We start from the raw sequence: 11,706 nt of genomic DNA on the forward strand, positions 1-11,706 counted from the left end.
AATCAGGCGAATCGGTGTCTGATCAGTCGGGAATCACCTGTTCAGGACGGATATCTGATGATCAGCGCCCGATCTTCCGGCGCACCATCCCGACCACCTGGCTCACTTCGCCGACGCGCAGAAGCAGCGCCGCGCCGAGGTAGGCGACCAGGATCACCACGCCGCCGACGGCGATCTGCACGATCGCCTCGATCCGGCCGTCCGGCGCGCCCGAGCCCGGGAGCAGGCGGGTCACCAGCACCGCCAGCGCCGCGGCGATCGCGGCGGCGACCGCGACCCGCAGCAGCGACGACGTCACCGAGCCCAGGTTCAGCCGGCCGATCCGGCGCCGCAGCACGGCCAGCGAGATCAGCGCCGACAGCAGATAGGAGAGGCCGTTGGCGGCGGTCATCCCGGCCGCGGTCAGCGACGCGTCGAGAATCGCGGCGAGCACGAAGTAGCCGGTGATCCGGACCGCCACCACCGGCAGGTTGATCAGAGCGGCCGTCTTGTTGCCCTGCATCGCGTAGAAGACGTTGGTGCAGAGGAAGCTGATCGACAGCGGCAGGACGGCGAACGCCGCCACGGTCAGGACCGTGCCCATCTCCAGCGCGTCCGCGTTGGTGATCCGGCCGCCGGCGAAGAGGAAGACCGCGATCGGGCCGCCCAGCACGGCGTAGGCCACCACGATCGGGGCCAGCGCCGCCGAGACCAGCTTGATGCCGCGGCTCAGGTCCGCGCTGACCTCGTCGAGCCGGCCCTCGGCGGCGGCCGCGCTCATCTTCGGCAGCAACGCGGTGATCACCGAGACACCGATGATCCCGTGCGCCATCATCATCAGCAGGAACACGTTGTTGAAGGCCAGGGCGCCCGGGTTGTCCGCGCTGCCGGCGCTGTTCAGTGCACGGACCAGCGCGAAGACCGCGATCTGGTTGGCTGCGACGTAGCAGAGCATCCAGCCGGCCAGACTGCCGATCTCGCGCAGCCCGAGCTGCCGCGGCGCCCAGCGCCACGCCCAGCGGAAACCGACCTTGCGCAGGGCCGGGAGCAGGCCGATCGCCTGGACCACCATGCCGAGCAGGGTGCCGGCGCCGATCAGGGCCAGCTCGGCGCCGCTGATGTTCTCCGGGGTCAGCTGCTTGTCGGTGCCGAAGACCAGCAGGAACACCCCACACACCGCGATCACCACGATGTTGTTGAGGATCGGGGCCCACATCGGCGCGGCGAAGTGGCCGCGCACGTTGAGCACCGCGCCGATCAGCGCCGACAGGCCGGTGAAGAAGATGATCGGCAGGATCAGGTACGAGAAGTTCGTGACCAGGTCACGGAAGGCCGGTGTGGTGGTGTCGCCACTGGTCTGGATCGCGGTGATCAGCGGGGCCGCCAGCACCACCAGGACGGTCGCCACGCCGAGCATGACCACGGCGAACGAGAGCAGCCGCTGGGTGAACTCCTGACCACCGTCCGGATCGGCCTTACGCCGCCGGACCAGCAGTGGAATGAGCACGCTGGACAGGATCCCGCCGAGCAGCAGCTCGTAGATCTGACCGGGCAGGAACTGGGCGCCGGTGTACGCGTCACCGACCGCCTCGCCGAGGACCATGCCGATCAGCGCGTTCCGGACGAAGCCGATCACCCGGCTGACCAGGCTGCCGATCGCCATGATCGCGCTCTGGCCGGCGGTGCTGCCGGCACTGGTCTCCCCGGCCTGCGCCGGACCGGGTTCCTCGACCGAGACGACTGTCACGCCGTCCTGCCGCGGAGGCTGACCATCCGGTGCCGCGTGCGTGCTGCGGTACAGGCCGCCGTTCACCAAAGCCTCCAGAACCCTGCCGATGTTGCAGCCACCATAAAGCGCAAAAGTCACACGTGGTGACGCAGGAGGGTGCCGGGTTGAGCTCCGGCCAGGGTCTCCACCATCCAGCATGCCTCCAGCGGCACGAGAGGCTCACTCAGCGCATCCAGCACGGTCGGATGATCACAGCCGGCCTCGGTCAGCGCGCCGAGCAGAGCCGGCACTCCGGCCAGGTCGCCCGAGTCGGCGATCCGCCTGGCCAGGGGACGCGTTTCGGCGTACCCCTCCTGGTTTGGCAGAAGTGTGAGAACGGCACTGGTACGGCGTACCAGATCGGCAAGGTCCTCATGGGGGAACCGCTCGCCGGCGCGAACCTGGAGCCGCGCTCGGGCCGGCGCGCTCAACGCCGCGATCGCGGCCTCGTCCAGGACCTGCGGTGACGGCGCCGGAGGCGTCGGCCACCAGCGTTCGTCGGCGAAGAGCGGCAGCGGGGTCTGCTCGGGCCCGGAGGGCGCGACGGCCGGGACCTCGCGGCGCAGCGAGCGGTACGCGGCCTCGCGAACCGCGGCGATCCCGGCCGGATCGTCGTCCTCGCCGGCCGGGGCGAACGGCGACAGCAGGGCCACCACCAGACCCGGATGTGGCAGCAGCGGGTCGGCGAGGGCGATCACCCGGGCGAAGGACTCCAGCTCCCACCAGTGCAGCGAGGCCGGGAAGGGGCCCTCGGCGGGCGCCCAGCCCAGCGGCACCGGCTCGCTGGAGGCGGGCCGGCGCAGGCCCAGATATCGGTCGCCGGCCGGTAGATCGATATCTAGAGTCAGCGAGTAGCCGCCCACCACGGGGAATGAGATGTGCAGCTCGGCGACCTCGGTCACCTGACCGGTCCAGAAGTCGGGGTCCTGGGACAAACGGCGCAAGGCCTCGGGAACCGGCATGCGCCCAATCCTGCCCGGCGATAACTCCTCGTGCCATGCCCGATACCCTGGTGACCCCATGTCTGTGTTGAACGACGCCCAGCAGAAAGCGGTAGCCGAGTTGCTCCGCGTGTCCCCCGTAGCCGATGAGCTCGGGCGGCGATTCGCCGATTCCGGGCACGAGTTGCACCTGGTCGGTGGTTCGGTCCGCGACGCGTTGCTCGGCACCCTCGGCGACGACCTCGACTTCTGCACCGATGCCCGGCCCGAGCAGACCCTCGCGGCGGTGAGCGGCTGGGCCGACGCGATCTGGGAGACCGGGCGCGAGTTCGGCACGATCGGCATCCAGAAGAACGGTCTGCGGATCGAGATCACCACGTACCGGGCCGAGGCCTACGACGGGGTGACCCGCAATCCGGTGGTGTCCTACGGGAAATCGCTCATCGACGACCTGTCGCGGCGTGACTTCACCATCAACGCGATGGCCGTGTCGGTGCCGGGGCACGAGTTCACCGACCCGTTCGGTGGTCTGCGTGACCTGGCGGCGCGGGTGATCCGTACGCCGGCGGCGCCGTCGATCTCGTTCGGTGACGATCCACTTCGGATGCTGCGGGCTGCCCGATTCGCGGCAAAACTCCGGTTCACTGTGGAGGATTCCGTCGTTTCGGCCATGCGGGACATGGCTTCTGATCTCGACCGGATCACCGCGGAACGGGTCCGGGACGAGTTCACCAAGCTGATGTCCAGCGCCGACCCGCTCACCGGCCTGCGCCTGCTCGTCGACACCGGGCTCGCCGACCGCTTCCTGCCGGAGATCTCCGGGCTCAAGCTGGAGATCGACGAGCACGCCCAGCACAAGGACGTCTACGAGCACACGCTGATCGTGGTCAGCAACGCGATGCGCCTGGAGGGCGACGGGGGCCCGGACTTCGTGCTCCGGATGGCCGCCCTCATGCACGACATCGGCAAGCCCGCCACCAAGGCGGTCGGCCGCGACGGCCGGGTCAGCTTCCACCATCACGAGGTGGTCGGCGCACGGCTCACCAAACAGCGCATGAAGGCCATGAAATACCCCAAGGACGTGATCACCGAGGTGGTCGGCCTGGTCGGCCTCCACCTGCGTTTTTATGGGTACGGCCGGGGCGAGTGGACCGATTCGGCGGTGCGCCGCTACGTGACCGACGCCGGCCCGCTGCTGGCCCGGTTGCACAAGCTGACCCGTTCCGACGTCACCACCCGCAACCGCCGTAAGGCCACCCAGCTGGCCACCGACTACGACGCGCTCGAGGAGCGGATCGCCCGGATCGCGGCCGAGGAGGACCTGGCCAAGGTCCGTCCCGACCTCGACGGCAACGCGATCATGGAGCTGCTCGGGGTGCCGCCGGGCCCGATCGTCGGCCAGGCCTGGCGTCACCTGAAGGAGCTCCGGCTCGACCGGGGGCCGCTGGACCGCGACGAGGCCGAGGCGGAGCTCCTGAAATGGGCCCGCTCGCAGGGCTACTAGGAACGGGCCACGGTCAGCGTCATTCCGCCGGTGAACTGGCGCGGCATCCGGTACTCCTCCAGCAGAGTGCCGTCGGGCGCGTAGACCTGGGCGAATGAGCTGCCGTAACCGAGGATCCGGCCGTCGGAGAGGTAGATCGCGTCCGGCCCGGCCATCCGTTTACCCCGTGGGATGCCGGTGATCGCGTCCACGACCCGGATCCCCTGCTCCTCCCGGATGAGCACCGAGCTGCCGTCCGGGGACCAGGCCTGGTTACCGACGGGCACACCGGTCATCGGGATGCTGCGTACCCGCTTGCCGGTGTCGGCCGAGTAGACGATCACGCTTTCGATCCGGTCCGGGATCGACTCGCCCTGTGGCTCGCTGACATCCTCCCGGGGGGCGGCGATCTCGTGGCCGTTCGGCAGCCAGCTGAACGAGCAGAAGTCCGAACACAGCGACGAGATGTCGAGGTCAGCGAACTGACGGACTTCTCCGGTGCTGGTCTCGTAGACGGCGAAACCGCCATCGGTGGGCATCAGCAGACGGGACCCGTCCGGCGACCAGACCGGGTCGGCACCGACTCGATCGTGTGTGTCGACGTTCAGCGTGTCCAGCCGCCTACCAGTGGCATCCAGGACGCCTATCTCGTTCCGGGCCACCTCGGCAGCGAACCGTTTGCCGTCGGGTGACATCGCCAACCGGTCGCTGTCGGGTGACATCGCCGCCAGGCTCTCGTCGAAGGGAAGCTGCCGGTATCGGCCCGCGTCCCGGTCCAGCGCCACGTAGGTGTTGGGGCCGGAAACCTGGGCGCCGTCCTCGATGACCGTGCTCGGGATGGTGACCATGGTGACGACCGCATCGCCGGGAAGCCGATAGGGCGTCCTGACCAAGAAGTCGGGCAGCGGGCGGATACTCGCCTTCACCGTGACCGACGGCGTCGGCGCGGGCTGCACCACCGGAGTCCGCGGTTCCGGCCGCGACCAGACGAACGGGACGGCGACGACCGCGAGCACCGCCAGGGCGGCCGCGGCATGCCGGCGGCGGCGGATCCGGCGTCCCTGGACCCGGGCCGCGCCGGCCAGGTCGTAGGCGTGCGGGGCGTCGTCGGCGAGGTCCTGGACCGCGTCGCGCAAGGTCTCCTCCAGGTCTCTCATCGGGCCCCTCCCATCGACGTCATCCGGTCACCGACCATGTCGCGCAGTTTGGCCAGAGCCCGGGACGCCTGGCTGGCCACTGTGCCGGGCCGGCAGCCGAGCGCCTCGGCGGTCTCCTCCACCGAACGGTCCTCCAGGTAGCGCATCACCAGCACGGCCCGCTGCCGGGCCGGCAACGACAGCAGCGCGTCGCGGACCGTGAGCCGGTCGGTGACGTCCTGGTCGTGGCGGTGTTCGGCGGCCCGGTCCGGCACGTCGGCGACGAACACCTCGTTGCGGCGGGCGGGACGGCGCCAGGCGGACGCCCGGTCGTTGTAGATGATCTTCCGGACGTACGCCTCGGCGTCGGTGTGAATCCGCGGCCATCGTGCGTACGCCTTCGCCAGCGCGCCCTGCACCAGGTCCTGTGCGGACTCCCGATCCCCGGTCAGCGCGTGCGCGATCCGGAGCAGGGCCTGCCCCCGTTCCGTCACGAATGCGGTGAACTCGTCTTCGAGCGACTGCCTCACCGGTCACCTCCGCCGTATACGACGCGCGAGGGATCCAGATTTTTGCATGGTCGTCGAGGCAGACTTGACGTCATGTTCGTCATCGAGTCGCCGATCGGTCCGCTCGGTCTCGTCGTCGACGGTCCGGCCGTGGTGGGGGTGCGCTTCGCCGCCCGGCCCGGGCCGTCCACCGACCATCCCGCGGCCGAGCAGTTGCGTGCCTACTTCGCCGGGGAGCTGACCGACTTCACGGTGCCGTTCGACATGCGTGGCGGTTCGGAGTTCGAACGGGCGGTGTGGGCGGAGATCGCCCGGATCCCGTACGGCGAGACGATCACCTACGGGGCGATCGCCACCGCTCTGGGCGATCCGGGAGCGGCCCGCGCGGTCGGCACGGCCTGCAACCACAACCCGATCCCGGTGATCGTCCCGTGTCATCGGGTGGTCGGCGCCGGCAACAAGATGGTCGGCTTCGGCGGCGGCCTCGACCGTAAGCGCATCCTGTTGGAGCTGGAGGCCGCGGTCGCCCTGCAACGGGCCTGGGGCCTCACATGAGTCAGGCCGGCCCGTTTCCGGCGCCGGCCTGACTCAGGGATTTGCGGGTCAGCGCTCGATCTCGCCCGCGATGAACGCCTCGACGGCCGCGTGGGCGTCGTGGTCGCTGTACTGCACGGGCGGGGACTTCATGAAGTAGGACGACGCCGACAGGATCGGGCCGCCGATGCCGCGGTCCTTCGCGATCTTCGCGGCGCGCACCGCGTCGATGATCACGCCGGCCGAGTTCGGCGAGTCCCACACCTCGAGCTTGAGCTCGGCGTTCAGCGGGGTGTCACCGAAGGAGCGGCCTTCCAGGCGGATGTACGCCCACTTGCGGTCGTCGAGCCACGGCACGTGGTCGGACGGGCCGATGTGCACGTCACTCTTGACCATCTCGTGCGGGATCTGGGAGGTCACCGACTGGGTCTTCGAGATCTTCTTGGAGACCAGGCGGTTGCGCTCCAGCATGTTCATGAAGTCCATGTTGCCGCCGAAGTTCAGCTGGTACGTGCGGAGCAGCTCGACACCACGGTCCTCGAACAGCTTCGCCAGCGCGCGGTGCACGATGGTGGCGCCGACCTGGCTCTTGATGTCGTCGCCGACGATCGGCACACCCGCGTCGGTGAACTTCTGCGCCCACTCCGGGTCGGAGGCGATGAAGACGGGCAGCGCGTTCACGAACGCGACACCGGCGTCGATGGCGGCCTGCGCGTAGAACTTGTCGGCCTGCTCCGAGCCCACCGGCAGGTAGGAGACCAGGACGTCGACCTCGGCGTCCCGTAGGACCTGGACGACGTCGACCGGCTCGGCCGTCGACTCCTCGATGATCTCGCGGTAGTAGGTGCCCAGGCCGTCGAAGGTCGGGCCGCGCTGCACGGTGACGCCGGTCGGCGGCACGTCGGTCAGCTTGATGGTGTTGTTCTCGCTGGCGACGATCGCCTCGCTGAGGTCCATGCCGACCTTCTTGGCGTCCACATCGAACGCCGCGACGAACTTCACATCAGATACGTGATAGTCGCCGAAGGTCACGTGCATGAGACCCGGAACGCGGTCGTTTGGGTCGGCGTTCTTGTAGTACTCCACGCCCTGCACGAGGGACGAGGCGCAGTTACCCACACCGACGATGGCGACGCGGACGGAACCCATCGCGTTTGCCTCCTTGTTGTTCATCACGGCCGGTCCAGGTGCGGACGCGGTGGTTCTGGGTTGCTCTCCGGACGCTGGTTCTCCGCACGCTGACTCTCCGCACGCTGGCGGAAGGCGGGGGTGCGGCCGGAGCGCTCGTTGCTGATCAGTTCTTCCAGCCAGCGGACCTCGCGCTCGCACGCGTCGAGACCGTGGCGTTGAAGCTCAAGGGTGTAGGCGTCGAGTCGGTCGGCGGCGCGGGCCAGGATCTCGCGCAGGCCTTCCCGGCGCTCCTCGATGCGCCGGCGCCGGCCCTCCAGGATGCGGAGCCGGGTGGCGCGATCGGTGCGCGAGAAGAACGTGAAGTGCACGCCGAACCCGGCGTCGTCATACGTCTCCGGGCCGGCCTGGGTGAGCAGGTCGGCGAAGTGCTCCTTGCCCTCGGCCGTGATCTTGTAGACAACCCGTCCCCGCTTGCTGGTCATCGGGGGAATGATGTCGCTGTTGGCCTCGGCCTCACTGATCCAGCCGGCGAGCTTCAGCCGCTTCAGAGTGGGGTACAGAGTGCCGTAGCTGATCGCGGCGCGGAGCGTGCCGAGTTTGGTGGCGAGTTCCTTTCGGAGCTCGTACCCATGCATCGGGGCCTCCTGAAGGAGACCGAGGATCGCCAATTCCAGCACTGGCCCTCCCTCGAACTGTGTCCCGATGTATCGGCCCGATACATCGCAACCGTAGATCGGCTCGCTCAGGTCCGCAACTTACACATCCTGTGCAGTCGCCACGCCACGCTGTGTGATGGCTGTCGCCGTGGGAGCGGGGACCGCGTACTCTCTTCGCCATGCGCACGCAGCGGCAGGTTGTCGACTACTCGCTACAGAGGCGGGCAGTCCTGCGTGACGTCAAAAACGGCCGGATCGGTCCGCTTGAAGTGTGTGACGCGTCTCCTTACTTGAGAAACGCCGCAACCTTCCACGGCGAGCCGACCGACGAACGGTGCCCGATCTGCCGCCGGGACAACCTGACACTTGTGCATTACGTCTATGGCGACGAGCTCAAGCAGTCCGCTGGTCAGGCTCGGAAATTGGCCGAGCTGCCCGTGCTGGCGATGACGCTGCGTGAGTTTCAGGTCTTCGTCGTCGAGGTGTGTCGCTCGTGTGCCTGGAACCACCTGATCGAGAGGTTCGTTCTGGGTCGCGACGGTCTCGGCGATGATGAGATGTTGCGCACCGACGTTATGGTCTCGTCCGGTGGAGGGGGATCCCACCGAACAGGTCCGTCGTCACACAGCGGGGAGGCTCGGCGATGAACCGGATCGATCCCGTTAACGTGTACGAGTTTGAGGCCGGATTCCGGTCATCACAGACACATGACATGGGGGCTGCCGGGACCGCAGCCCACAACGCCCGCTCGTGGCGCAGTGTCGGCAAGGCTCGTCCGGGCCTTCTGACCGCGCCCCCGCGACCGGTAGGTGTGAGGGAATGAACGCGTACGGCGAATCGCAGTCCGCACGAGCCCGGGTACAAGTGCCCGGGCCGTCCGCTGCTTCCACGCCCGGCGACGATCCACGTAACGAGAGCAAGCCCGGCCCGGACGCCTACCGGCGTCCATCCGGAGCCGCCTCGGTGCCTGGCTCGTCGGGGCGGGCGTCGGTGGGCTCTGCCCCAGCCGCCAGGGCATCGGTCGGCTCGGCGTCGGTGGGTTCGGCAACCCCAGGTCGTGCCTCGGTCGGCTCCGCGCCGGCCGGTGGCCGTGCCTCCGTGGGCTCCGCATCGGTTGGTGGCCGTGCCTCGGTCGGTGGCCGCGCTTCGGTGTCACCGGGTGGCCCCAGCGGCCCCGGTGGACCCGGCGGGCCCGGCGGTGGTGGCGGGTCGGGTGGTTCTTCCGGCAGCGGCGGCAAGAAAGGCCGCAGCAAGGCCGACAAGAAGTACCGGCGGGCCAACATCCTGACCGCGGCCGCGGCGGTGCTGGTCATCATGCTCGGTGTCGGCATCGTCGGTGGCACCTACTTCTTCGATGACGTCAAGCTGCCCGAGGCCAAGGCCGAGGAGCAGATGAACACGTTCCTGCTGTCCAACGGCTCGGTTCTGGAGAGGACCGGATCCCCCCGGATCAACGTGCCGTACCAGCAGATGAGCGCGAACATGCAGAACGCCGTGATCGCCGCGGAGGACAAGAACTTCCGCGACCACAACGGCATCGACATGAAGGGCATCGCCCGCGCCGCGTGGAACAACTTCACCGGCGGCGAGCTCCAGGGCGCCTCGACCATCACCCAGCAGTACGCCCGGCACGTCGCCGACGAGAAGGACATCAGCTACAGCCGGAAGCTGCGCGAGGCGGTGATCGCCCGCAAGCTGGAGTCGGAGTACAGCAAGGACGAGATCCTCGGCATGTACCTGAACTTCATCGACCTCGGCCGTGGCCGGTACGGCGCCGAGTCGGCGGCCCAGGGTTACTACGGGGCCTCGGTGAAGAAGGGCACGAAGAACGAGATCACGGTCTACCAGGCTGCGGTGCTCGCGTCGCTGATCAAGCAGCCGTACGCGACGAAGACGCACCCGGGGTACGACCCGGCGAACAACCGGGCGGAAGCCGAGCAGCGCTGGGAGTACACGCTGAAAAACATGCTGGAGCTGGGTGCGATCACCCAGGCTCAGTATGACCAGCGGAAGTACCCCATGCCGATCGACCCGAAGAAAGCCGCCAAGGGCACTCCCGAGGACCGGCCGGTCAACATGGTCACGCGCCATGTCACGTACGAGCTCAACGCTCTCGGGATCGACGCGAACAAGCTCAAGGCCGGCGGCTACACGGTCACCACCACGATCAACCCAAAGGTGCAGGCGGCGGCGGAGAAGGCCGGCTCCAAGGCGAGCAAGACCTCCCCGATGTACAAGCAGAAGGCCAGCTACCAGGCCGCGGTGATCGGCATCGACCCGAAGAGCGGCGAGGTGCTCGGCTACTACGGCGGTGACGACCCGTACGGCATCGACTACGCCGGCTACATGAAGGGCGACGGCAGCGGCGTCCCGGACGACGGCTCCGGCGGCCAGTCCCCGGGCTCGACGTTCAAGATCTACACGCTGGCCGCCGGCCTGAAGGCGGACTACTCCTTCGACACCGTCTGGGACGTGAACAAGGAGAAGCCCGAAGGCGGCAAGATCAGCAACGCCGGCGCCGACCCGGGCGCCATCTGTGACGGCAAGGGTGCCTTCTGTGACCTCGAGACCGCCACGATCCGGTCCTACAACTTCCCGTTCTACTGGATCGCGGACGAGCTCGGCCCGAACAAGGTCATCGAGGCCGCTCGCGACGCCGGTGTCGAGACGATGTGGACCGACGGCGGCAAGAAGATCGACCTGAAGGGCAAGCTCGGCAGCGAGTTCCACACCGAGGTCGCCTTCGGCCAGTACCGCGTTCTCCCCCTGGAGCACGCGCAGGGCGTGGCCACGATCGTGAACGCCGGTGTCCGGCACGACGCACACTTCATCAAAGAGGTGAAGCAGCGTGACCCCAAGACCGGTGACGAGAAGATCCTCTACACCGCGCCGCAGAAGGGCAAGCGGGTCTTCGACGAGGCCCAGATGTCGAACCTGCTCGGTGTCATGAAGGAGATCCCGAAGCGGGCCGAGAACACGGTCAGCGGTCACGAGTCGGTCGGCAAGTCCGGTACCTGGGAGATCGAGGTCAACGGCAAGAGCCTGAACGGTGACACCTGGTTCGTCGGTGGCATCCCGCAGCTGGCCGCGACCGTCTGGGTCGGTGGCGCCGAAGGCCGTGTGTCGCTGAAGGAGAAGGACGGCGGCCCGATGTTCGGCTCCGGCACTCCGGCCGCGATCTGGGAGGAGTTCCTCGAGACGGCCGCCGAGGCGATGAAGTGGGACGAGGAGAAGTTCCCGGAGCGCATCAAGACCGGTGACGACAGCAAGGGCAACGGCACGAAGCCGGTCGTCGAGACGCCGATCGGCCAGGACCCGAACAGCGCGTTCTGCCAGTTCGACCCGACCAACATCCTCTGCCAGGCCACCGGCAACACCGGAAACGGCCCTGGCAACAACGGTGGCGGCAACGGTCCCGGTAACAACGGCGACGGAGACGACGACGATTAGCGGCACTGACTGAGAAGCGGCGTCCATCTCGTGGAGATGGGCGCCGCTTTGTCTTAGCTGCGGCTGTGTGTCTGATGAAGATCGGTGTGCCGGACCCGGCCGGTCACCTTTCCGGGCTA

At 68.1% G+C, this 11,706-nt stretch carries 10 protein-coding genes; 4 read left to right on the forward strand and 6 right to left on the reverse strand.

What is annotated here, in order from left to right; all coding sequences use genetic code 11:
• Positions 1–61: 61 nt before the first annotated feature.
• Together murJ and AB0E94_RS07435 are read right to left on the reverse strand one after the other, a co-directional pair.
• Positions 62–1,792: a murein biosynthesis integral membrane protein MurJ gene (gene murJ / locus AB0E94_RS07430; RefSeq protein WP_360323579.1), complete on the reverse strand. Its 1,731-nt coding sequence runs from the start codon at positions 1,790–1,792 to the stop codon at positions 62–64.
• A 50-nt stretch (positions 1,793–1,842) separates the two neighbouring features.
• Positions 1,843–2,709 (reverse strand): hypothetical protein, encoded by an 867-nt coding sequence (locus tag AB0E94_RS07435; RefSeq protein WP_360323581.1) that lies wholly within the window; start codon positions 2,707–2,709, stop codon positions 1,843–1,845.
• A gap of 58 nt (positions 2,710–2,767) precedes the next feature.
• Between AB0E94_RS07435 and AB0E94_RS07440 the strand changes: the two genes are divergently transcribed.
• On the forward strand, positions 2,768–4,192 hold the full coding sequence (locus tag AB0E94_RS07440; protein WP_360323583.1) for a CCA tRNA nucleotidyltransferase: 1,425 nt from the start codon (positions 2,768–2,770) through the stop codon (positions 4,190–4,192).
• On the opposite strand, the gene AB0E94_RS07445 is transcribed toward AB0E94_RS07440, so the two are convergent.
• Both AB0E94_RS07445 and AB0E94_RS07450 read right to left on the reverse strand, forming a co-directional pair.
• A complete protein-coding gene (locus AB0E94_RS07445) occupies positions 4,189–5,328 on the reverse strand; it encodes a hypothetical protein (RefSeq protein ID WP_360323585.1) in 1,140 nt (379 codons plus the stop codon). The two genes, AB0E94_RS07440 and AB0E94_RS07445, sit on opposite strands and share 4 nt — an antisense overlap.
• On the reverse strand, positions 5,325–5,837 hold the full coding sequence (locus AB0E94_RS07450; protein ID WP_360323587.1) for a SigE family RNA polymerase sigma factor: 513 nt from the start codon (positions 5,835–5,837) through the stop codon (positions 5,325–5,327). The genes AB0E94_RS07445 and AB0E94_RS07450 overlap by 4 nt, the downstream gene beginning before the upstream one ends.
• A 72-nt stretch (positions 5,838–5,909) precedes the next feature.
• On the opposite strand from AB0E94_RS07450, the gene AB0E94_RS07455 reads away from it, so the two are divergent.
• Complete coding sequence (locus tag AB0E94_RS07455) at positions 5,910–6,371, forward strand: methylated-DNA--[protein]-cysteine S-methyltransferase (protein ID WP_360323589.1); 462 nt, start codon at positions 5,910–5,912, stop codon at positions 6,369–6,371.
• A 48-nt stretch (positions 6,372–6,419) separates the two neighbouring features.
• On the opposite strand, the gene AB0E94_RS07460 is transcribed toward AB0E94_RS07455, so the two are convergent.
• Positions 6,420–7,499: an inositol-3-phosphate synthase gene (locus AB0E94_RS07460; protein ID WP_360323591.1), complete on the reverse strand. Its 1,080-nt coding sequence runs from the start codon at positions 7,497–7,499 to the stop codon at positions 6,420–6,422.
• Between the two features lie 23 nt (positions 7,500–7,522).
• Positions 7,523–8,158, reverse strand: a complete 636-nt coding sequence (locus AB0E94_RS07465; protein WP_360323593.1) for a PadR family transcriptional regulator — start codon at positions 8,156–8,158, stop codon at positions 7,523–7,525.
• Between the two features lie 158 nt (positions 8,159–8,316).
• Here AB0E94_RS07465 and AB0E94_RS07470 point away from each other — a divergent pair, with 158 nt between their 5' ends.
• The gene (locus AB0E94_RS07470) at positions 8,317–8,784 is read left to right on the forward strand and encodes a DUF5318 domain-containing protein (RefSeq protein WP_360323595.1); all 468 of its coding nucleotides are present in this window, start codon (positions 8,317–8,319) and stop codon (positions 8,782–8,784) included.
• 502 nt (positions 8,785–9,286) lie between these two features.
• Entirely contained in the window at positions 9,287–11,587 is a 2,301-nt protein-coding gene (locus AB0E94_RS07475; RefSeq protein WP_360323597.1) for a transglycosylase domain-containing protein, read from the forward strand.
• The last annotated feature ends 119 nt before the right edge of the window (positions 11,588–11,706 follow it).

The sequence above is a fragment of the Actinoplanes sp. NPDC026670 genome, from assembly GCF_040638175.1.
Lineage (GTDB): Bacteria > Actinomycetota > Actinomycetes > Mycobacteriales > Micromonosporaceae > Actinoplanes.

What these genes read in the sequence shown, in the direction of transcription:
- AB0E94_RS07435 (WP_360323581.1), bottom strand. Translation starts at nt 2,709, where the DNA reads ATGCCGGTTCCCGAGGCCTTGCGCCGTTTGTCCCAGGACCCCGACTTC.
- AB0E94_RS07440 (WP_360323583.1), top strand. Translation starts at nt 2,768, where the DNA reads ATGTCTGTGTTGAACGACGCCCAGCAGAAAGCGGTAGCCGAGTTGCTC.
- AB0E94_RS07445 (WP_360323585.1), bottom strand. Translation starts at nt 5,328, where the DNA reads ATGAGAGACCTGGAGGAGACCTTGCGCGACGCGGTCCAGGACCTCGCC.
- AB0E94_RS07455 (WP_360323589.1), top strand. Translation starts at nt 5,910, where the DNA reads ATGTTCGTCATCGAGTCGCCGATCGGTCCGCTCGGTCTCGTCGTCGAC.
- AB0E94_RS07460 (WP_360323591.1), bottom strand. Translation starts at nt 7,499, where the DNA reads ATGGGTTCCGTCCGCGTCGCCATCGTCGGTGTGGGTAACTGCGCCTCG.
- AB0E94_RS07470 (WP_360323595.1), top strand. Translation starts at nt 8,317, where the DNA reads ATGCGCACGCAGCGGCAGGTTGTCGACTACTCGCTACAGAGGCGGGCA.